General features: G+C 42.5%; 22 protein-coding genes and 1 pseudogene. 12 read left to right on the forward strand and 11 right to left on the reverse strand.

The window, feature by feature from the left end; translation table 11 throughout:
• Positions 1-35: 35 nt before the first annotated feature.
• Complete coding sequence (locus RMY00_RS04965) at positions 36-1,724, forward strand: NAD(P)H-quinone oxidoreductase subunit 4 (protein WP_322646488.1); 1,689 nt, start codon at positions 36-38, stop codon at positions 1,722-1,724.
• A gap of 112 nt (positions 1,725-1,836) precedes the next feature.
• On the opposite strand, the gene RMY00_RS04970 is transcribed toward RMY00_RS04965, so the two are convergent.
• On the reverse strand, positions 1,837-2,076 hold the full coding sequence (locus RMY00_RS04970; RefSeq protein WP_322646489.1) for a hypothetical protein: 240 nt from the start codon (positions 2,074-2,076) through the stop codon (positions 1,837-1,839).
• A 220-nt stretch (positions 2,077-2,296) separates the two neighbouring features.
• Between RMY00_RS04970 and thrB the strand changes: the two genes are divergently transcribed.
• The 3 genes from thrB (at position 2,297) to RMY00_RS04985 (ending at position 5,736) form a co-directional block, all read left to right on the forward strand.
• Positions 2,297-3,208 (forward strand): homoserine kinase, encoded by a 912-nt coding sequence (gene thrB / locus RMY00_RS04975; protein ID WP_322646490.1) that lies wholly within the window; start codon positions 2,297-2,299, stop codon positions 3,206-3,208.
• Between the two features lie 42 nt (positions 3,209-3,250).
• Positions 3,251-3,760, forward strand: a complete 510-nt coding sequence (locus tag RMY00_RS04980) for a hypothetical protein (protein ID WP_322646491.1) — start codon at positions 3,251-3,253, stop codon at positions 3,758-3,760.
• 362 nt (positions 3,761-4,122) lie between these two features.
• The gene (locus RMY00_RS04985; protein WP_322646492.1) at positions 4,123-5,736 is read left to right on the forward strand and encodes an NAD(P)H-quinone oxidoreductase subunit 4; all 1,614 of its coding nucleotides are present in this window, start codon (positions 4,123-4,125) and stop codon (positions 5,734-5,736) included.
• A gap of 113 nt (positions 5,737-5,849) precedes the next feature.
• Here RMY00_RS04985 and RMY00_RS04990 read toward each other — a convergent pair.
• The 5 genes and pseudogenes from RMY00_RS04990 to RMY00_RS05010 form a co-directional block, all read right to left on the reverse strand.
• A pseudogene (locus tag RMY00_RS04990) lies at positions 5,850-6,404 on the reverse strand (antibiotic biosynthesis monooxygenase).
• A 64-nt stretch (positions 6,405-6,468) separates the two neighbouring features.
• On the reverse strand, positions 6,469-7,407 hold the full coding sequence (locus RMY00_RS04995) for a gluconolactonase (RefSeq protein WP_322646493.1): 939 nt from the start codon (positions 7,405-7,407) through the stop codon (positions 6,469-6,471).
• 6 nt (positions 7,408-7,413) lie between these two features.
• Entirely contained in the window at positions 7,414-7,719 is a 306-nt protein-coding gene (locus tag RMY00_RS05000; RefSeq protein ID WP_416212036.1) for an SDR family NAD(P)-dependent oxidoreductase, read from the reverse strand.
• 108 nt (positions 7,720-7,827) lie between these two features.
• Positions 7,828-8,325, reverse strand: coding sequence for an SDR family NAD(P)-dependent oxidoreductase (locus RMY00_RS05005; RefSeq protein WP_322646494.1), 498 nt, complete (start codon positions 8,323-8,325; stop codon positions 7,828-7,830).
• Positions 8,326-8,426: 101 nt separating this feature from the next.
• Complete coding sequence (locus RMY00_RS05010; protein ID WP_322646495.1) at positions 8,427-9,107, reverse strand: NADPH-dependent F420 reductase; 681 nt, start codon at positions 9,105-9,107, stop codon at positions 8,427-8,429.
• Between the two features lie 73 nt (positions 9,108-9,180).
• On the opposite strand from RMY00_RS05010, the gene RMY00_RS05015 reads away from it, so the two are divergent.
• Genes RMY00_RS05015 through RMY00_RS05025 form a run of 3 tightly spaced genes read left to right on the forward strand, consistent with a single transcriptional unit; the run spans position 9,181 to position 10,572 of the window.
• Positions 9,181-9,786, forward strand: a complete 606-nt coding sequence (locus tag RMY00_RS05015) for a Uma2 family endonuclease (protein WP_322646496.1) — start codon at positions 9,181-9,183, stop codon at positions 9,784-9,786.
• Between the two features lie 46 nt (positions 9,787-9,832).
• Positions 9,833-10,249, forward strand: a complete 417-nt coding sequence (locus tag RMY00_RS05020) for a XisH family protein (protein ID WP_100899418.1) — start codon at positions 9,833-9,835, stop codon at positions 10,247-10,249.
• Positions 10,237-10,572: a XisI protein gene (locus RMY00_RS05025; RefSeq protein ID WP_190913376.1), complete on the forward strand. Its 336-nt coding sequence runs from the start codon at positions 10,237-10,239 to the stop codon at positions 10,570-10,572. Before RMY00_RS05020 ends, RMY00_RS05025 begins: the two co-directional genes overlap by 13 nt.
• Before the next feature lie 61 nt (positions 10,573-10,633).
• Here the strand turns inward: RMY00_RS05025 and RMY00_RS05030 are convergent, their stop codons facing one another.
• Positions 10,634-11,020: a hypothetical protein gene (locus tag RMY00_RS05030; protein WP_322646497.1), complete on the reverse strand. Its 387-nt coding sequence runs from the start codon at positions 11,018-11,020 to the stop codon at positions 10,634-10,636.
• Positions 11,021-11,207: 187 nt separating this feature from the next.
• On the opposite strand from RMY00_RS05030, the gene RMY00_RS05035 reads away from it, so the two are divergent.
• On the forward strand, positions 11,208-12,026 hold the full coding sequence (locus RMY00_RS05035) for a GIY-YIG nuclease family protein (protein ID WP_322646498.1): 819 nt from the start codon (positions 11,208-11,210) through the stop codon (positions 12,024-12,026).
• A 139-nt stretch (positions 12,027-12,165) separates the two neighbouring features.
• Here RMY00_RS05035 and RMY00_RS05040 read toward each other — a convergent pair whose 3' ends face one another.
• From RMY00_RS05040 to RMY00_RS05055, 4 genes are all read right to left on the reverse strand, one after another.
• Positions 12,166-12,516, reverse strand: a complete 351-nt coding sequence (locus RMY00_RS05040; RefSeq protein WP_015136553.1) for a DUF1257 domain-containing protein — start codon at positions 12,514-12,516, stop codon at positions 12,166-12,168.
• Positions 12,517-12,656: 140 nt separating this feature from the next.
• Positions 12,657-14,168 carry an AAA family ATPase gene (locus RMY00_RS05045; RefSeq protein WP_322646499.1) on the reverse strand — a complete coding sequence of 504 codons (1,512 nt, stop codon included), beginning with the start codon at positions 14,166-14,168 and terminating at the stop codon, positions 12,657-12,659.
• Positions 14,169-14,268: 100 nt separating this feature from the next.
• A complete protein-coding gene (locus tag RMY00_RS05050) occupies positions 14,269-14,622 on the reverse strand; it encodes a hypothetical protein (protein ID WP_322646500.1) in 354 nt (117 codons plus the stop codon).
• Between the two features lie 226 nt (positions 14,623-14,848).
• Positions 14,849-15,658 carry an FHA domain-containing protein gene (locus tag RMY00_RS05055; protein WP_322646501.1) on the reverse strand — a complete coding sequence of 270 codons (810 nt, stop codon included), beginning with the start codon at positions 15,656-15,658 and terminating at the stop codon, positions 14,849-14,851.
• A gap of 222 nt (positions 15,659-15,880) precedes the next feature.
• Between RMY00_RS05055 and RMY00_RS05060 the strand changes: the two genes are divergently transcribed.
• The 4 genes from RMY00_RS05060 to RMY00_RS05075 all read left to right on the forward strand — a co-directional run bounded on the left by RMY00_RS05060 (position 15,881) and on the right by RMY00_RS05075 (position 21,819).
• Positions 15,881-16,399 carry a hypothetical protein gene (locus tag RMY00_RS05060; protein WP_322646502.1) on the forward strand — a complete coding sequence of 173 codons (519 nt, stop codon included), beginning with the start codon at positions 15,881-15,883 and terminating at the stop codon, positions 16,397-16,399.
• A gap of 175 nt (positions 16,400-16,574) precedes the next feature.
• The gene (locus RMY00_RS05065; RefSeq protein WP_322646796.1) at positions 16,575-17,729 is read left to right on the forward strand and encodes an NAD-dependent epimerase/dehydratase family protein; all 1,155 of its coding nucleotides are present in this window, start codon (positions 16,575-16,577) and stop codon (positions 17,727-17,729) included.
• Between the two features lie 230 nt (positions 17,730-17,959).
• The gene (locus RMY00_RS05070) at positions 17,960-19,105 is read left to right on the forward strand and encodes a glycosyltransferase family 1 protein (protein ID WP_322646503.1); all 1,146 of its coding nucleotides are present in this window, start codon (positions 17,960-17,962) and stop codon (positions 19,103-19,105) included.
• A gap of 92 nt (positions 19,106-19,197) precedes the next feature.
• Positions 19,198-21,819, forward strand: coding sequence for a GAF domain-containing protein (locus tag RMY00_RS05075; RefSeq protein WP_322646504.1), 2,622 nt, complete (start codon positions 19,198-19,200; stop codon positions 21,817-21,819).
• Positions 21,820-21,950 lie beyond the last annotated feature (131 nt).

Genomic DNA, 21,950 nt, shown 5'->3' on the forward strand with positions numbered 1-21,950 from the left:
AATTGACGAACAAATAAGTATTTTTCCTCATATACATGATAGCGGATCAATTTCCTTGGCTTACCGCGATTGTTTTGCTGCCACTAGTTGCTTCCCTGCTTATTCCTGTGCTGCCTGATAAAGATGGCAAGCGCGTGCGGTGGTACGCGTTGGGTGTAGGTATCGCAGATTTCGCTTTGATGTGCTACGCCTTTTGGAAGCATTACGATGCTAGCAATGCTAGTTTTCAGATGGTGGAAAGTTATGGGTGGATGCCTCAGTTGGGTCTTAACTGGGCAGTATCGGTTGATGGACTTTCAGCGCCACTTGTGCTGCTAGCAGGATTTGTCACCACACTCTCGATTTTTTCAGCCTGGCAAGTTGATCACCGCCCCCGTCTCTTCTATTTTTTAATGCTGGTGCTGTATTCGGCACAGGTAGGGGTGTTTGTTGCCAAAGACTTGCTGCTATTTTTCATTATGTGGGAAGTAGAGCTGATTCCCGTTTACCTACTAGTCTGCATTTGGGGTGGGCAAAGGCGACGCTATGCGGCTACCAAGTTTTTGTTGTATACCGCAGCAGCTTCTATATTTATTTTAGTGGCAGCCTTGGCAATGGGGCTATACGGCGGCGGTGATATGACATTTGATATAACCGCCCTGGCTAATAAGGAATATCCTCTTGGATTACAACTGCTACTTTATGCAGGGTTATTGGTTGCATTTGGTGTAAAACTTGCTGTTTTCCCAATGCATACCTGGTTGCCTGATGCTCACGGCGAAGCATCATCTCCTGTATCGATGATATTAGCTGGTGTGTTGCTGAAGATGGGCGGATACGGACTGATTCGCCTGAATCTTGAGTTGCTTCCCGATGCACACATTTACTTTGCGCCGGTTCTAGCCATTTTTGGTGTTGTCAACATTATCTATGGTGCATTGAACTCCTTTGCTCAGACGAATATGAAGCGGCGTTTGGCTTATTCGTCGATTTCCCACATGGGGTTTGTGCTGCTTGGGATTGCCTCCTTCACTGATTTGGGAATCAACGGCGCGATGTTGCAGATGATTTCGCATGGTTTGATTGCATCGGTGCTGTTCTTTTTAGCAGGTGTTACTTACGATCGCACCCACACAATGGTAATGAAAGATATGGGTGGTATTGGTCAAGCTATGCCCAAAGTCTTTGCCCTATTTACAATCGGAGCAATGGCATCTCTAGCACTTCCTGGTATGAGTGGCTTTGCTGGCGAACTCTCGGTATTTGTTGGGATGACAAGCAGTGATGTTTACAGTTCAACTTTCTGCACCGTCACAGTTTTTCTCGCCGCAGTTGGAGTCATCCTCACACCTATCTATTTACTTTCCATGCTGCGAGAGGTATTTTATGGTAAAGATGCAGCACTGCTATGCGACATTAATAATGCCAGCTTAGAAAACCAAGAAGATGAGGGAACAGTTTGTTTTGGTACAGACTGCGTAGTACCAGAAGAAGCAGTCTACGACGATGCTAGGCCGCGTGAGGTTTTTATCGCTGCCTGTTTTCTGTTGATGATTATTGGTATTGGTTTCTATCCCAAAATGGCGATGCAGATGTACGATGTGAAGACTGTTGCAATCAATGCTAATCTTCGCCAGTCTTATGCCATAGTCTCGCAAACAAATCCCCAGATTTATGCAAAGGGTTTCTTGGTTCCGCAAATTTCCGAGATTGAGGTAGCGCCCGTTTTGGGAACTTTGAAGTAAGGTTTTTGACTAATAGACTTGTTGAAAGCAGCCAAAGCTAAGTATATTTCTGAGCAATAATAGAGCATTGATAGCTGCTCACTATGGGTAGGCTATCAATTCCAAATCATTCTCAGGATGCCCAAGATGTTTTTTCTGGAAAAGCTCCTTTTTTCCAATTTTGCCAAACCTTTACTGCTGCTCGTTGGAAAAATGCTTGCGAGTTTTGCTCTGGAATTTCTTGAAGTTCCTTGATTTCTCCACTTAATTTATCTATCCATAAAGAGCCGAGACGATCTTCATGTGGGCCAAAGCGGTAAGTAACGTCGGTCTCATCCTCCTTTTCTTTTAGAATCAATACGTAAAAAGCCATAACAGATTAATGTGGTCTTTAAAAGTTAGATACTTTAGTTTTAACTCATTTGAGTTATGCTCATTGTTACTGAGGTACTCCACAAACGACCAGCCCGTTCGGTAGTGTCATGAGATGTACGGTAGTTAGTATGGAAAAACTACAACAGATAATTAGCATCACTAATAAACAAATCAACCCCTTACATGGGATGCTGGTTGATGATTAGTGAGTTTTGCCAATGTCTGTTGTTTCTGCTATCACTGTTATTGTTCCCGCCACAACTGCGAATTTGGGGCCTGGTTTTGATTGCATAGGTGCAGCATTAAAGCTGTACAACGAGTTCAAGTTCACTCGCCAAGAAGGTGGGCTAACTATTCATGTCACTGGTACAGAAGCTGAACGAGTCCAAAGTGATGAAAGCAATCTCCTTTACCAAGCCTTTGTCAAGTTCTATCAATATATAGAGCAAACGCCGCCAACTGTAAAAATAGAGATTAAGTTAGGTGTACCGTTGGCGAGAGGTTTGGGTAGTTCGGCAACAGCAATTGTTGGTGGGTTGGTTGCTGCGAATCAACTTGAGGGTGCAACTCTGTCTCAGTCGCAGGTGATGGAATTAGCGATCGCAATGGAGGGACATCCTGATAATGTAGTTCCAGCTTTGTTGGGAGGATGTCGTCTGGCTGCTACAAGTGGCGCAGCTTGGGAAATTTGTGATGTTCCCTGGCATCAAGATGTTGTACCAGTTATAGCTATTCCTAATTTTGAACTTTCCACTTCAGAGGCGCGGGGCGTTCTTCCAACTGAAGTGAGTCGCGCCGATGCGATTTTTAATACAGCACATTTGGGGTTATTGTTACGCGGTTTGGAAACTGGTAACGGACAATGGTTAAAGACAGCTTTACAAGATAGATTGCATCAGCCCTATCGTAAAGCTTTGATTCCTGGTTATGATGCTCTCAACATCGCAGCCGTTAGTGCTGGTGCTTATGGTATGGTGATTAGTGGTGCGGGGCCGACACTGTTATCTTTGACAGATAAATTACACTCAGAGGCTGTGGAGGCGGCAATGTTAGCTGCTTGGCAAGAAGAAGGAATTACAGCCGAGGTGCGATCGCTTTCTCTCGATACCCAAGGCGCAAAAAGCTTTTAAAAAATCCGATGACTATTTTACTCAGCACTTAAAACTCGATTTATGGAGCAAATTCAGGCTGAAATGGCGGCGCTTAAATCTCAAATTCAGATTCTCCTAGAAGAACGCGCTGCACTCACTGTTAATAATGTAATCTCTGCTGAAAATGATTCACCCCAGGCAATGGTGGAAGCGTATCGCCGTCAAGCCAGGGAAAATGCCCAATTATCAGTTGAACTCCAAGGCATAGATGCAGCGATCGCAGCCCTAGAAGCCCAAATAAAACAAAAACAAGGTAAGTTAGTGCGATCGCAAGTTGCATCAAAAGAACTTATCCAACAGCAAGAGTTAGAAGAAGCCAAAGAAGTGGCTCAGTTTCATGCTCAACGCATTAATCAACTAGCAAGTGAATTGGCGACAGAAGTCCGTCTGCTTAAACGTTGTGCCAATGAATTGAGTCCAATGTATTGGCGGATTTATTACAAGCCCTTCATTACTGGGTTCAAGACAATCTCCGTCCCTTATGTCCGCTCTGATGGGGAAGTGTGGACAATTGTCAACCGGATTGTTTAATGGTCAGCCCCAAGTACTTTTGACCTTACTCATAGGAAGGGGCTGGGGGTTTAGTCTATGACTCAACTTAGAAGCGTAGACTAAATAGCCCTGACAATTGGGCTAGAAAATATGACGATATTGTAACGGTGGCTTTAGCTGCCGTTTTTTATTGACGTTGCAAAAGTTTACATTTACAATGGAAGCGTCAAAATACGATAAGTATTTATTCTTATTTATCCTGATAATTTGACATTTGATGAGTATATATTCCTATCTATGCCAAAAATTTAATATTCTACATTTAAAGAATATTTACAAAAGTATAGATTCCTTAATATAATGAAAACCAAAGAGATAAGGCAAATTGATTGTCAGAAGTGATGAATGCTATTGAATTTCCCTGGCTAACAGCCATAATCCTCTTACCCTTGGTGGCTGCCTTAGCCATCCCCTTAATCCCAGACAAAGAAGGTAGAACTGTGCGGTGGTATGGTCTGGGAGTTGCGATCGCCGACTTTGCACTGATGATTTATGCCTTTTGGTACAAGTACGACTTCCAAAGTTCAACACTCCAACTTGTAGAAAACTATCCTTGGATACCGCAGTTAGGTTTGCATTGGGCTGTGGGGGTTGATGGTTTATCGATGCCCTTGCTGCTTCTAACAGGCTTAATAAATACCCTCGCAATATTCGCGGCTTGGAAAGTTACCACCAAGCCGCGATTATTTTATGGTTTGATGTTAACGATGTACAGCGCCCAGCTTGGCGTATTTGTTGCCCAAGATTTGCTGCTGTTCTTCCTAATGTGGGAAATCGAGTTAGTGCCAGTTTACCTGCTGATTTCCATCTGGGGAGGACAAAACCGCCGTTATGCAGCTACCAAATTCATCCTTTACACCGCCGCCGCATCAATATTTATCTTGATTGCCGGTTTTGCACTTGTCTTCTCTGGAGATACCGTCACCTTCGACATGGCGACTCTGGGAATGAAAGAATACCCCAAAACCTTGGAATTGTTGGTTTATGCAGGTTTCTTAATAGCTTTTGGTGTAAAGTTACCGATTTTTCCCTTACACACTTGGCTACCTGATGCCCACGGTGAAGCATCAGCACCCGGTTCAATGATTTTGGCTGGTGTGTTGTTAAAAATGGGTGGTTATGCTCTGATCCGCTTCAATGTGGAAATGTTGCCCAATGCCCATGTTACTTTTGCCCCAGTGTTAGCAATTTTGGGTGTAGTGAACATTGTCTACGGTGCTTGCTGTGCCTTTGCTCAAACCAATCTCAAACGCCGCTTGGCTTACTCTTCAATTGCCCACATGGGGTTTGTGTTGATTGGGATTGCCTCTTACACAGAACTAGGTATCAGTGGTGCAGTGCTACAGATGGTCTCCCACGGCTTGATTGCTGCTAGCTTGTTCTTCCTGTCTGGCGTGACTTACGATCGCACCCACACCTTGATGATGGATAAAATGGGTGGTATGGCTAAGGTAATGCCCAAAACCTTTGCTCTGTTTACCATTGGTTCAATGGCTTCTCTCGCCTTACCCGGAATGAGTGGTTTTGTGGGTGAGTTGATGGTATTTCTCGGTATTGCCACCAGTGATGTTTACAGTTCTAGCTTCAAAATTGTAGTCGTGCTGCTGTCAGCAGTTGGCGTGATTTTGACACCAATTTATTTACTATCGATGTTGCGTCAAGTGTTTTACGGTGAGCAAAGTCAAGAGTTGCACTTGGATGCTGTAATATCTGATGTCAAACCCCGCGAAATATTTATTACTGCTTGTTTGTTACTGCCAATCATCGGTATCGGTTTCTATCCCAAGTTAGCAACGCAGACTTATGATGTAAAAGCAATGGAATTAGCCGCCCATGCTCGTGAAGTTCTACCAGTTGTTGCTCATCAGCAACCATCAAGTCTGTACTCGCGGATTTTCTCTGCACCAACATTAGCTACTTCTCAAGTTGAAAGTTCGATTAATATTTCTGAGTAAATTAACTTCCCATTAAGGGGACTGCAAGTAAATTCTAAATATTAAAGGAATAAAGGGGTGGTTATGAAACCACCCCTAAACTTTTTATATTATTTATTGAAAGGATAATTTTCTTATTTAGCATATAACCACCAACGAAACAAACGGCTGACTCTGGGCATGACAACGTAGGTCAACAGTACAACCATAAGAATGGTAACGATCAGCGAAATAATCAAATGTGGTAAACCGCGAAGTAGAGGTACTAGAAATGTACTCAAAAGATTAATCAATATAAATACAGCAGCCCAAGTCAACAAGGCTGTTTTATAGCGCGGTGGGGTTTTTAGTGGTTGGCCGGGAATAGAAAACCAAGCTTCTAATCCACAGATTTGTTGAACATAAGGGTCAGATTCAACCAAAGATTGGGCTTGATTGAGCCAATATTCGCGATCGCGCGATGTCATCCACACTTTCAAATTTTCATAATTGTCAAACCGAAAAATGATTACATATTCATTTCGCACGCCAAGCTGGGGACGAATCACATTTGTTCCCAAATGCCCTAGATAGGTTCTGGCAACACTGGTAATATCTTTTAATCAAACTTCATAAGCCTTTTCGCATCCTGGTTTGACAAGTTGTGTAATGACCACGGTTACAAATTGCTCGTCCTGTTCCCTCTCCATTAGTTATGTCACCATCAAGTTAATAGTTGTAAGTTTTTACAACCGTAGCATGGTTGAGTCATTCTCAAATTAAGGAATACCCAGTTTTTCCAACTTCAAGCCGAACAACATTAGCAGGAACGACACCAGTAGGTGGAGGTAAAAACATTCCACCATTAGTTACAACGTAAATCGCAGTGCGTAGGCGTAGCCCGTCGTAGACATCGCCATCATGTTGACCAAAAGCCACGGCTGTGCTACCAATTACACCTGACTCGGCTTGAGCAATGATAGTAGTAGTGCGATCAGGCGCAATTCGTACCACACTGTTGTAAATGTGCGTTGCTCCATAAAGGTTGCCTTCTACATCAAAGGCAAAGTCATCAATATTGGTCTGCTCAACAAAAATTTCTGGCTCACCTGGTTTATTAGTGCTATCAATAGGAATCCGTAACAGCAACATTTTTTCCGTATTTGAAACGTACAGGAAATCACCAAAACGCTTCAAGCCATTTGCAGCCGGAAACACGCTCTCCGAATTGCTACGAGCCAGCATTGGATGTTCTAGCCAAATTGATCCATTGGGTTGAGTAATATCAATTAGCCAGATTGCACCGCGATAGGAATCTGCTGTTAAATACTGAGTGTCAGAAAGTGGTGTGATGCCATTGAGAAACATTGCGTCTGGCAGTGTCAACAACGTTTTCACCGTGCCATCACTTTTAACTAGAGAAACCACGGGTATAGAATCAGCATTCCAGCCTGTTGCTACCAGATCGCCGTTGCTAGTGAAAGCAAGGCCACTTACTTTGCCTTCAACAGTCGCATGAATTTGCTGATTGCCATCTGGGGTAATGCGAACAATCTCGCCGACCTCATGATTACTTACAAAAATTGTGCCATCTGATGCGATCGCTAGATTTTCCAAAAAAGTATTAACTGGGAACGAGGCAATAACTTTAGCAGGTACTAATTCAATCGGCTTATCTGCGTAAATAGGCGGTAAACCTGTGGAATTTCCCATATTAACCTACCATTGTAATTGAATAGGGCCACCAAACTTTCGCATCTCTGCAAACAAAAGTCCTTGCGCTCCCCCATCGGGAAGTGTTGCTAAATATACAGCAGTTTCGGCTCCTTCTTCTGCTGTAAATGGGGCATTATCTCCCCCCATGTCTGTCTTCATCCAACCTGGAGAATAGGCATTTACAAGAATATTAGTACCTTGGAGTTCCTTAGCAAGAAGCACAGTTAGTCCATTTACTCCCACCTTCGAGAGTCGATAGGATGGCGCTAAAGGGTAATAGTCAGTGGGAATTGATGTTAGAGATGCCATTTCCGTTGAGATATTGACAATGCTGACTTTTCACGGCATGTGGAAAAGCTTATTTTAGCGGTTTCCTAAACTCTGATTTTTCCGTTAGCTATTTTCATTAATTCAGAGCTATTGATAATTAGGCTGTGGAAAAAGCCACGCTTTTTCAAGGCTTGAGGACTTCCCGTGAAAAGTCAGATTGACAATGCGACCGTAATTTTGCAGCTTCATCAACGGAATTAATGCTTGAGAAATTCTGAGTACCGCTAGAACATTGGTTTCAAAGGTAGATCGCATCGTTTCCAGTTGCACAGTCAGTAAGCTGGACTCCTCCAGCTTAGTTGTGGGATTTACGCCTGCATTATTGACCAGAATATCTACCTTGCCGTAAGTTTCACGCAGCCACTCGGTAAAGTCTTGCACACTTCCATCATTTGTGACATCCAGGGTGTGATAGTCAACATCAAACCCTTCATTGGTAAGCTGCCCTTTAGCAGCAAGACCATCTGTTTCATTACGACTCGTCAGAATTACGCGGTTGCCAATTTTGGATAATTGACGGGAAATAGCATATCCTAGACCTCGATTGCTGCCTGTTACCACAGCAATCCTTTTTTCAGTCGTCATTTTTATGACCTTGAAACTGCTTGTGATTTTACTGTACTGAGATGCGGTGAATTAAGCAAGTTGATTGCAATGATATCTTCAATCAATGAGATTACTTACGTTTAATTCAAACTCGAAGCTTGTCGTCCACCTAAGCGTTGTCCTGATGCTGTAGGTAAGACATTGACAGAGATAGTTGCATAAACGCCCTGTTTTTGACCAATCATGATCAGGCGAATAAAATCTCCCAAGCCTTCTACCAATCGAGCATTACGTAAAATACCAGAATCTACTGCTAAAAATCCTATTTCTTCAGCAAGCCCCATCACTATTTTTCTGGCTTGCTCATCATCTCCTGCAACAAAAACAGAAACTCCATAATCCTTTAGTGGTTCGGGTGCTAATTCAAAGACTTCCTGCGCCATCGTATTAAAAGCTTTTACCACCCGCGCTTGAGGTACATCTTTAGCAAGCTTTTCGGCTAGAGATTCTACTATTGGTGGATAAGCAAATCCTTCCGGAATATCCTGATTATTGCAATCAATAATAATTTTACTGTCGAGAACTTCAGGATGAGAAAGCAACTCTTTTGGCATAATGTTGCGTGCTGTCCACAAAATTACATCAGCAAACGCCGCCGCCTCATCGTTTGTACCACCTTGCGTTCCGCGTTCTGCCAACTCTGCCGTTGCTTTTCCTTTTTCGGCATCACGAGAGCCAAAAAATACTTCATGCCCCTGCTCTGCCCAGAGAATACCTAGAGAGCGCCCCATGTTTCCACTGCCAATAATTCCAATCTTCATGAGTTAACCCTCATTCCACCGTAGATTGTGAAAAGATTATAGTTAAAGCAGGTGAAGTAGCCACAAAGCAATTATGACCACCAACTTACCTGTAGCCACAGAAATTATACCAATGGTTTTGCAATTGCAACCTGCGATCGCGCTAACTGACGACCAGTTTTACGAATTTTGTCAGCTAAACCGTGATTTTCGCATCGAACGCAATGCTGTGGGAGAATTAGTGATTACGTCTCTAACAGATGCGGAAACTAGCCAACGTAACTTTGAAATTATTGGTCAGTTAGGTATTTGGACAAAGCAAGATGGTACAGGTGTGGGATTTGGTTCCAGTGGTGGGTTTACTTTGCCGGATGGTGCGGTGCGATCGCCTGATGCAGCGTGGATAAAACGCGATCGCTGGGAGGCGATACCAATGGAACTGCGAAAAAAATTTGCACCGATTTGTCCTGAGTTTGTGATTGAATTGCGTTCTGAAAGCGATAATTTGCGAATTTTGCAAGACAAGATGCAAGAGTATATAGATAATGGTACGGAACTTGGTTGGTTAATTGATAGAAAACAGCGCCGAGTTTTTATTTATCGTCCTAATATTGCGGTTGAGGTATTAGATAATCCCAAGACACTTTATGGTGAACCGTTGCTACCTGGGTTGGTTTTGGATTTAAGTCAGGTTTGGTAGGGAGTAAGCTAGTTTTATAAGAACGAAATCAAAATTCTAGGAATCTATGGCGGCGAAAGACATATTCCATGATGCAGTAAAACGCGCTTTAGAGAAAGAGGGTTGGCTCATCACTAATGACCCGCTTTTTCTGCGTTTTGGTGGTTTGGATATGTATATCGACCTTGGTGCAGAAAAAGTTTTAGCAGCTGAACGAAATCAAGAAAAAATTGCCGTTGAAGTTAAAAGCTTTGTTGCTCCATCTACTACAACTGAATTTAGTACTGCTTTAGGACAGTATCTCAAATATCAATTAGCACTTGAAGAAGAACAACCTGAGAGACTTCTATATTTAGCAGTTCCCTTAGACACCTATCGTTCTTTTTTTACTTTAGAACTGCCAGGCTTATTAATCCAACGTTACCAAGTTCGGCTGATTGTTTTCGATCCAGAAGAGGAGGCGATCATAAAATGGCAAAAGTAGAACAGTACCGTCAACTTATTCAAGAACTGCTGCTAGCTTACAGCGAAATCAAAGCCAGCAACGAAGAAGTCGAAGCAGAAGTTATTTTTGATAGAGAACGCGATCGCTACCAAGTTGTTCACGCAGGATGGTCAAATAAGCGCCGTGTATATGGTTGTGTTTTGCATTTAGATATTAAAAACGAAAAAATTTGGATTCAACACGATGGTACAGAAGGAGGTATTGCCAATGAACTTATTAGTCGAGGTATACCCAAAAAAGACATCGTTTTGGCTTTTCATTCCCCCTTTAAACGGCAATTTACCGAGTTCGCTGTTGGTTAAACCACCTGATGATTTGCCTGTATGCGTATCTGCGCCCGGACTTGTTCAGGAATCTGGCTCACTAGCTTAAGGGTTCAATCAACCCACGTTTGACAGCTTCGCTTAACGCAGTGGCTTTTCTTAAAAGTCCTTCTTGATACACCTGCATCAGGGTTTGTAACTCTGAGCGATCGCCTTCACTAAGAGCACCTGATTGTTGGCGAGCAAGCAGTTCGCTCAACCGAGCATCCTGTTCAGATTCCATTTGCAGTTCAGTCAGCACCAAGACTTGTTCATCAGAAAGGACAGAGACAGGCTCAAGGTTGATAACGTCCCCGCTGACGGGCGGAATTGAAAGTTGAATAGTATCTACTAAAATGCTGGCGACATCACGATTTGCCAATCGTGCAAAGCGTTTTGCACGTTGGTAAATATCGTCTGGCAGGGTAATGATGATTTGGGTACTCATAGCTCTTGCAAATACTTCTCTCTATTCTCACTTGTAATTATTAATTAAATATCTATCTTAGGGGAACAGAAACTGAAGAGCGTAATTTTAACTTCATTAGATTATTTGTACCGATCACAGACTAAGACATTTTGGGCAAACTAACTTAGTAAGCAACCTTTATATCACTAGGTGGAAATAAAAAATTATGAAGTTAAATCTAAACTATAAAGATATGTCAGTTTTATCCTATATTCATCGGAGAGAACTGCCATCTGTGCCTGGCATTTATTACGTAGGTAATTATAATTGCCCAGTTATGTATATCGGTCTTTCACGCAATTTGAAAAAACGCCACATTAATCATCATCGTCAGATACAGTTTGAAAGTATTGATAACCCCGTTATACGCTACCAGATTTTACCAAAGAATTTATTAACTAAAATCTCAAACTTGGAAGCCGCTTTAATTAGGTTAGAGAAGCAATCCATAGATTACTATAGGCCACCTCTCAATTACACACCCTTACCAAATCAACCAAGATATAAAACATCACATGGCCCAATTTATATTCAAATCCATAAAGTTAGAGAAGAAGGCTACTGTTTACATTTTGATGCTCAAGATGAGGACGAATTGGCAATAAACACAAGTAAATTATCTTTACTGACTAGAGCTATCGAAGAAGAGCGACCTATATTTTTGATAGCATCTGGATATTACGAAGATTATGAGATGGCAAATTATCCTAATCTATCTAAACTTACTTCCTACAGCAATGAGAGAATTTATCTTCTTGTAAGTCGTTTCGTACCTTATGAAGAAGATCAGTCTGACTGCCCCGATTACAATTATGTTGTTTATGGGGCAACATCCAAAGTCTTTATCAACCCTTATATAATCCTCAACAACAGACCAGGATTTGATGAATTTAGAAGAAGCTATTTAAAACTAGGATTTACTAATTGTGAGCGCTCCCCATTTGCCAAGGAATTGCTGCGTTTAGGCGAATTCAATTTACTTTAACTTATATATTTGTGTTTCCATGATGACATAAAGCATTAAAATAGGGACTGAGAAATACATCTCAGTCCCGATAAAAAAGCGGGCTAACCGCTATTTATATGGTTAACCCGTGCAGCTTTGGGAACGCGCAGAGAAATTGTTATTGCAATACCAACTTCACATTGGCATTTTGCAGACCGCGCTGTTTTACTTCAGCCAAAGTTTTGTTAACGGCATACTTTTGGTTGATGGAGTTGATCAACTCGGTTTGGTTGTGCTTCTTAGCAACGCCCCACAGGTCAGCGATTAGGTCAAAAGAACCATCGCTATTGCGAGACCAGCCGAGGTCATATTCGCCTTCCAATACGGCAACGATGTCAGAACGGACACGCTGACCATTGTAACCACGGACATCAGCTTCAGTCTTTACGCTGATACCAAGGTCGCGCAAGGAAGCCTTGAGGATTTCGGCATCGGTGATTTTGGTACGCAGGGTGCTAAAGTGAGACATTTGGGTTTCCTCCAATGAGAAGATTGAGAAAAACGACAACGGTTTGTTTTGGGCGAAGCCGCGTTAGCAGGATGCGGCTTTTTTTTAAACTGCTAGCATTGGGAGCTAGCCTTTCCCCCTGGGATGGCAGAGGAAAGCTTTTAAAACTCCATTCGCTGATATTCAGCTACGGAGGACGCTGCGGGGCGTGCGCGCTGTCTAGCCCAATCTCTCAGAGCCGTTACTTGTTCTTGCATCGTTCGAGACAGCGGCAATGTTGCCTTCAGTGCAGCAATAATATCTAGTTGGGTGAACTCCCGATCTTGGGCAAAAGCTTCATACATTGCCGCAACGATCGCTTGCTCAACTTCTGCCCCAGAAAAGCCATCAGACATCTTAGCTAGTTGCTCAAGATCGAATCGAGAGATGTCTTCACGGCGCTTAGTTAGGTGGATATTGAAAATATCTTGCCGTTCTTCTGGTGTTGGCAGATCCACAAAGAAAATTTCATCAAAGCGTCCTTTCCTCAGAAACTCGCCAGGTAAGCGTTCTACTCTATTGGCGGTTGCCATCACGAACACTGGTGATTTCTTATCTTGCATCCATGTAAGGAAGGAGCCGAAGATTCTACTTGAAGTCCCCCCATCGGAATCGGAGGAACCTCCACTACCAGCAAAGGATTTATCCAATTCATCGATAAACAAAATCGCTGGGGAAATAGATTCTGCTGTTTTCAGGGCGTTTCGCAAGTTTGCTTCACTTCGTCCCACCATTGAGCCGTCGTAGACTCGCCCCATATCCAACCGCAACAGTGGTAAACCCCACAGCCTGGAAGTAGTTTTGGCAATTAATGACTTACCACAACCTGGAACTCCGAGAATTAACATCCCTTTTGGTTGAGGCAAACCATATTCTCTCGCTCTTTCTGTAAAAGCGTTAGAACGTTGCTTGAGCCATCTTTTTAACTCTTCTAAGCCACCTACAGCATCAATGGTTTCATCTTCTTCAATGTATTCTAAGATTCCATTGCGCCGAATTAGTTGCTTTTTCTCAGATAAAACTATGTCTACTTCATCTTCCGTCAAACGCCCTGTAGTTACCTGCGCCTTTCGGTAGACTTTCTCAGCTTCATCTTTAGTTAGACCTAAAGCTGCTCTAAGAAGCTTTTCTCTGGCTTCTGTTGTCAAGCGCCGACCACGATTTTGATCTACGTGCTGACTTAGTACTTTATTCAATTCTGCCATATCTGGCAGTGTAAAATCTATAACAACAACTTCTTTTTCTAACTCTATAGGTACTTGTTGCATCGGTGACATCAAAATGATGTTTTTATGCGTACCTTTAAAGCTAGCGATCGCATCACGTAACGATCTGTTTGTTGCAGGCGCATCAATAAAAGGATGTAAATCTTTAAGAATAAATATACTAGGTTCTTTCTGGCGAATTATCCACTCAATCGCCGCCTCTGGAGACACCGTATTATGTTGAGTGACATTCCGAGGTTGACCATACTCCACAATGCCGTGTGTTACTGTCCAAACAAATACTCGACGTTGAGGCTTTAACGACTGGGCGATTGTGGAAACTGCTTGCTCGGCCCGCTCTTCCTCGGAGGTCACAAGGTAGATTAAAGGGTATTGAGCTTGAATTAGGATATTGAGCTCTTCTTTCATACATCGACCTACTTGAGACCTTATAGAGACAGTAGAGACATTGCTTCTGGTAAAGACAATCGAAATTATGAATTATTTACTATTCATGATTCCTATTTATCTAGCAAGGAACTAACTCTTCCTCACCCTTGGGATTGGTTTCATCTTCTTCCATTTCATCAATGGAAAGATGTGGTTGACCAACTACTCCTGGTTGATTGCCTAAAGCAACTAGTTCCCCATCACGTAATACTAATGAGCTATCACAAGTTGGACATGAATAAACTCTATGAGTCCGCCCATAAGAAGAATCTTCTACCTCGTCAACCAATTCTGAATTAGATAGGTAAAAAACGAGGGCGCGTTCTGCAAGCTCTGACATTGGTTCGGAATCGACTGCTGAACGAATCTTCAATTTTTTGTGCAACTCTGGCGATAAATACAAAGTAACCTTTTGCTTAGTTTGCGTTTGCATATAACTCTTTAACGGTCTTACCCGGGTATGTATATCAAGTTATCGGTTCTTCTATTGGTTGTCAAGACAGTAAAACGTTTTGACGCCAATATTGTTACATTTGTTTACACTTGAGGTTGAGATGCTGTTTATTGAGTGATAAATAGCTGATTACAAACCTCTGAGAATTAATCAGGACTTAGGTATTCAAAACCTAAAGGCTGAATGAAAATTAGCGATCGCTAATTTAATGATTGCCTGAATTGGTTGATTTTTTAACTATTTGGAGCGTAAGCGGATTAAAGTTGAACACCTTTCCGGTTGCAAACAACTGATATCCACAAGATATGCCAGCAAATGACACCAGCAAAGAGAAAAGGGACACAGAACCCATTACAACACCACTGGCGATGAATAAAGCAATTCCTATGCCAATCAGCACCCATCCCAATATCCGATTATCGCGCCCACCCCAATTTAGAGCTACTATACCTCCCATACACAGCAAAATACCAGGCGTGCTGCGTAAGTAGATGCTCACATAAATACTTGTACTTAAAAATGTAACGCCTGCGAGGATTAATCCTAAGCCAATGAGCTTGCTGGCAAGGATTACTTGTTCCTCTTCTTTGCCGATGGTAGGCGCTGAAATTTTTGTGGGTGCAGAGTTTGGCAAAGGATTTGTTGTGGCAGATGCAGAGTGCTGCTGCACTCTAAACATGAAAGTTATTTTGTCTCCCTGCCCAAGGGAAATTCTATCTCCTGGATGCAGTGGGAAAAAAACTTGAGATTTAAGTCTTGCACCGTTAACGTATGTGCCATTAGAACTGCCCAAATCGGTGATATGGTATTCATCCCCATTTATCCAAATTTGCGCGTGGATGCGAGATGCCACATCTGAATCTGGTAAGCCAGAAATATCAATATCTGGTGATTTTTGCTCGTTTGGCTTACCGATGGAAATTACAGAAAGATTTGCTGGAAATTGCAAAGATGTGTTGGTTTGGAAGTGAAAAAGTTCCAAAGTTAGCTCGGCTGTCTGAGATACACTGTACATAAATTGTGTGATAAAGCACTCTTTATAAGTTTCTCTACTGAGAATTCAAAAGAGAATGGTAAATATCCTGAATATTATTGAATTTTTAACCAGCGCTCTTTTGGTGCAGTTTCTTCAGCAGTTTACGGATTTGATAATAGCTAGTAAATTGGCGAAGGTATTGATCTGAGTTTCTGGCACTTCTTATAAAATCAGTGACTTTGCCAAAATTGTGTAATGTAAATGGCTACTGCTAATAAAATCTGTAGTTTGGGGCGAAGAATTTATCGGTTTGTCGCCAGCCTTAGCGGAGTTATTGCCCTGTTAATAATTTTGTGGGGTTGTACTGCAAATGATTTTAACGCTGGAGCGATCGCTTGGAAAACTTATAAAAACTCTCGTTATGGCTTTGAATTTCCATATCCGAGTAACTGGACTTCTTTAACAGCGCCAGCAAATGATGATGGAATTGCGTTTATTTCACCCCAGGATAACTCAGTGGAAATTCGGGGGTGGGCAAGTCAGCAGTTACCAAATGATCGAGAGTCGGTGAAAAAGATAAAATCCAACTTTCAGACAGCCCAAGGAGTCTCTGGGGTGCTGGTTGTAGAAGTTTCTCAACAAATAGGTTCGATGACACTGACACTAACTCAGAGTCAAGTGAAATACTGTTTACAGGGACAAAGCAAAAGCCAAGATTTTCAAAATTATTATCGTTTGTTTTATTACATTGCCCAGCAGTATCGCATTCCGAAGTCCTGAGTGAGGAGTAGAGACGCGATTAATCGCGTCTGTACAAAAGTTAGAATAATTCCGTTGATTTTCCACCATTTTTCCCTGTTCTTTGCTCCCAAAATCCACATCTCTCTCAGAATGATGATTGAGAGGGGACAGAAACCTGATAGATTTAGCTATCAGCGAGTAAAAACTGGTGAAGATGAAAGTCCTGGTTATTGGTGGTGATGGATATTGCGGTTGGGCAACTGCTCTTTACCTTTCCAATCGAGGTTATGAAGTTGGAATTTTAGATAGTTTGGTGCGGCGGCATTGGGATAATGAACTTGGTGTCGAAACTCTCACTCCGATCGCACTAATTCAACAACGTCTCCAGCGCTGGCAAGATTTGACGGGTAAATCTATCGATTTGTTCATCGGCGATATTACAAATTACGAATTTCTCCATAAAACATTACAGCAATTTCAGCCAAATGCTCTGGTGCATTTTGGTGAACAGCGTTCGGCCCCATTTTCCATGATTGACCGAGAACATGCAGTTGTTACCCAGGTCAATAATGTAGTTGGTACGTTGAACTTGTTGTACGCCATGCGGGAAGATTTCCCTGACTGTCATTTGGTGAAGCTGGGGACGATGGGCGAATATGGTACACCCAACATCGACATCGAAGAAGGGTATATCACCATTGAACACAATGGACGCAAGGATACCCTACCTTATCCCAAGCAGCCCGGTTCTATGTACCATTTAAGCAAAGTTCATGATAGTCATAACATCCACTTTGCTTGCCGGATTTGGGGATTGCGGGCAACTGATTTAAATCAGGGTGTAGTTTATGGCGTCTTAACCGAAGAAACGGGGATGGACGAATTATTGATTAATCGGCTGGATTACGATGGTGTGTTTGGTACTGCACTAAACCGCTTTTGTATTCAAGCAGCTATTGGACATCCGTTAACTGTCTACGGTAAAGGTGGACAAACTCGCGGATTTTTGGATATTCGGGATACAGTCAGATGTGTAGAATTAGCGATCGCTAACCCTGCCGAGGCTGGTGAATTCCGCGTATTTAACCAATTTACCGAACAATTCAGCGTCGGCGACTTGGCAGTGATGGTGAAAAAAGCTGGTAACGCTATGGGATTGAATGTAGAAATCAATCACCTAGATAATCCCAGAGTCGAGAAAGAAGAACATTACTTCAACGCTAAAAACACTAAATTGCTCGATTTAGGTTTACAGCCTCACTTGCTTTCTGATTCTTTACTCGATTCTCTGTTAAACTTTGCCATCAAGTATCAGACGCGAGTTGATCACAAACAAATTCTGCCCAAAGTCTCTTGGCACAGAAATTAGGATAAATCCCAGTAAATCGTGGGTTTAACAGTGGTCGTCATGTCTTAGCACAATATGACGACCAATTAGTTATTATTTATCAGGCGTATCTCCAGCTATTACTAAATTTGCGTTTACCACAGTTATTTTGACTGTGCAGAATTGATTACAACACGCGAGACAGTTTACTCTGGTTTTATAGCAAAATGCACTCTAAGCTGAGATTATCTGCCTGGACTGAATAGTTTTATATGAGAATTGCCCTATTCACCGAAACCTTTTTACCCAAGGTTGACGGCATTGTAACGCGCCTACGCCATACTGTTGACCATCTACAGCGCAGTGGTAATCAAGTGCTGGTAATTGCCCCTGATGGAGGCATCACAGAACACAAAGGCGCTAAAGTTTACGGCGTTACTGGCTTTCCTCTGCCATTGTATCCAGAATTGAAAATGGCACTTCCCCGCCCAGCCATTGGGTACGCTTTGGAAGAGTTTAAGCCAGATATTATTCATGTCGTGAATCCAGCCGTTTTAGGTTTGTCTGGGATATTTTATAGCAAAATCCTCAAAATACCCTTAGTAGCGTCTTATCACACGCATTTACCCCAATATCTCCAACATTACGGCTTAGGGATGCTGGAGGGTTTTCTTTGGGAACTGCTCAAAGGCGCTCATAATCAAGCAGCTTTAAATCTGTGTACTTCCACAGCAATGGTGGAGGAACTGACGGCACATGGTATTGAACGTGTAGATTTATGGCAGCGTGGGGTGGATACGGAACTATTTCATCCCGATTTAGCTAGTGTAGAGATGCGATCGCGCCTATCACAAAATCATCCAGAAAGTCCATTGCTACTTTATGTAGGGCGGCTTTCTGCTGAAAAAGAAATTGAGCGCATCAAACCAATTTTAGAAGCAATTCCCGAAGCGCGGTTAGCATTGGTTGGGGATGGCCCGCACCGTGAAGCATTGCAAAAACACTTTGCTGGCACAAACACTTATTTTGTTGGGTATCTCATGGGGCAAGAATTGGGTTCTGCCTTTGCGAGTGCTGATGCCTTTATCTTTCCTTCTCGTACAGAAACACTAGGTTTAGTATTACTAGAAGCGATGGCTGCCGGCTGTCCCGTGGTAGCAGCCCGTTCCGGAGGGATTCCTGATATTGTCACAGATGGGGTAAATGGATATCTATTTGAGCCAACAGCAGATGTTCAAGGAGCCATCGCTGCTACTGTTCGCCTGTTAGAACAAAAACAACAACGAGACATTATCCGTCAAAATGCTCGCCAAGAAGCAGAAAGTTGGGGTTGGCCATCTGCTACTAGACAGCTATTAGATTACTATCAAAAGGTATTATTTTCTGAAAAGTTGGCAAAATCAGGGAGTAGGGAGTAGGGGGACAGAGGAGGCAGGGGGAGCAGAAGAAGAAGAACTATTATTGACTTTTGACTTTTGACTTTTGACTTTTGAATTCGGAGCAAAGCGACGTGACACTCCCCAACTCTGGCAGCGTCTTGGCTACATTAACTGAACTGACTCAAGTTAATCGTACTCACGCCCTATTGCGTCGTGTCAAAGACTTATCTGTTAATGAATTTGTTTGCTTACTCGACTTCATAACTGCTGAGTTCCAGCAATTTCTGAGAGCTATTGAACTGATCAATAATGAAGCTCTAGAAACTATGTTGGAGAAGGTACTAGAAGCTATCACACTCAAAATTGGTCAAATCCTGCAAGCAGAACACACAGCTATTTTTTTAGTTGACTATGACAAAGGTCAACTGTGGTCAAAAGTTCCTCAAGATAATACCCAAAAATTCTTAGAAATTCGGACTCCCATCACAGTGGGTATCCCCGGTCATGTTGCCAGTACAGGTGAATATCTAAATATATCTGAAACTTCTACTCATCCCTTATTTAGCCCAGAACTTGAAAAACAAATGGGCTACAAAATTCATAATATTTTATGTATGCCTGTTATCAGTAGCAAAAACCAGACTGTAGCAGTAGTGCAACTGGCTAATAAAACCGGGAATATTCCGTTTAATTCTGATGATGAAGAACGGTTTCGAGACTTCGCCGCTTCTATTGGTATTATTCTGGAAAGCTGCCAATCTTTTTATGTAGCCGCTCGTAATCAAAGAGGCGCAACGGCTTTGTTGCGGGCAACTCAGACACTAGGGCAAAGTTTGGATTTAGAAGCAACTTTGCAGATAGTCATGGAGCAAGCTCGAATTTTAATGCAAGCAGACCGCAGCACACTATTTTTATATCGTAAAGAGATGAGCGAACTCTGGACGAAAGTTGCGGCGGCGGCAGATGGCACAAACTTGATAGAAATCCGCATTCCCGCTAACCGTGGCATTGCTGGCTATGTGGCTTCTACTGGGGAAGCCTTAAATATTTCCGATGCTTATAAAGATCCCCGCTTTGACCCGACTACAGATAGAAAAACTGGCTATGTAACTCGCAATATCCTGTGTTTGCCAGTATTTAATTCGGCAAATGAATTAATAGGCGTTACACAATTAATTAATAAGCAACAAAGCAGTTTTACTGCTTCTGATGAAGAGTTTATGCGGGCTTTTAATATTCAGGCAGGAGTTGCCTTAGAAAATGCTCGCCTATTTGAAAATGTGCTGTTAGAAAAACAGTATCAAAAAGATATTTTACAAAGTTTATCAGATGCAGTGATTTCTACCGATATGGCAGGACGCATCGTTACGATAAATGATGCAGCGCTAGAGTTGCTAGGCTGTCCTATAAAAGATGCTAATAGTAAGAATAACAAACTTTCGTGGGAACAACATTTGATTGGTCGCCTAGTTTGGGAAGTTGTACCAATTGAAAATCTCCAGATGCGACTAGAAGATAGTTTAAAAACTGGGGCTAAACATTATGTGCCAGAGCAAAGTTTGATAGTAGGAATTTCTCAAGTTAATAGTGAAGAGCGTCGCCCTGAGCCTGCCGAAGGGTTAGAAGTTAAAAGTGAGACTCAAGAATCAAAATTTAGGACTCAGGATTCAATTTTAGCAGTCCGCGATCGCACTAACCCCGATGTGTTTATTCCCTGGAATCTACCCCTGACTTCCCAATCTGAGTTTCTCACTGCTGATGAAGTACAAAAATTAGAACGCAGCACAAATCTCACTGTTAATCCCTTAACTAACCCCGAAGGCGGTGTCCGGGGTGGTTTGGTAGTGTTGGAAGACATCAGCCAGGAAAAACGGATGAAAACTACTATGTCCCGCTACCTAACACCCCATGTAGCCGAACAAGTTATGGCTTTGGGAGAAGATGCTTTAATGGTGGGTGAGCGCAAGGAAGTAACTATCTTGTTTTCTGATATCCGAGGCTACACCACACTTACAGAAAATCTTGGTGCAGCTGAAGTGGTATTGCTGCTCAATCAGTATTTTGAAACAATGGTAGAGGCGGTTTTCAATCATGAAGGCACTCTCGATAAATTTATTGGTGATGCCTTAATGGCGGTATTTGGTGCGCCGTTACCACTTACAGAAAATCATGCTTGGAGGGCTGTGCAGTCAGCATTAGATATGCGACAACGGTTAGAGGAATTTAACCAGCGACGAATTATCCAGGCGCAGCCACAAATCCATATTGGCATTGGGATTAGTTCTGGGGATGTGGTTTCGGGTAATATTGGTTCCCGTAAACGGATGGATTATACCGTAATTGGAGATGGCGTAAATTTGAGTTCGCGTTTAGAAGCGGTAACTAAGGATTATGGTTGTGATATAATTTTAAGCGAATTTACTTATCAGCTTTGCAGCGATCGCATTTGGGTACGCCAGTTAGATAAAATTCGAGTTAAAGGGAAACACCAGGCGGTTAATATCTACGAGTTAATTGGCGATCGCACCATCCCTCTAGACGCCAACACTCAAGAGTTTTTATTCCAATATCATACTGGACGCTCGGCTTATTTATCGCGTAACTTCTCACAAGCGATCGCCTGTTTTGAAGCCGCCAAATGCATCCAACCCCAAGACCAAGCTGTTGATATCCACCTAGAACGTGCGCGTACTTACCAACAAACGCCACCCCCAGAATCCTGGGATGGTATTTGGACAATGCTTAATAAATAGTCATTGGGCATTGGGCATGGGAAAGAGGACTTGGGGACTCTTGAGAATTGGGGACAAGGGGAAAGACTTGTTGGAAGTTCTAAACTTTTGTCACCTTGTCCCCTTGTCCCCTCTGCTCCCTCTGCTCCCTC

The organism is Nostoc sp. ChiVER01 (assembly GCF_034531155.1).
In the GTDB taxonomy this organism is placed as follows: domain Bacteria; phylum Cyanobacteriota; class Cyanobacteriia; order Cyanobacteriales; family Nostocaceae; genus Nostoc.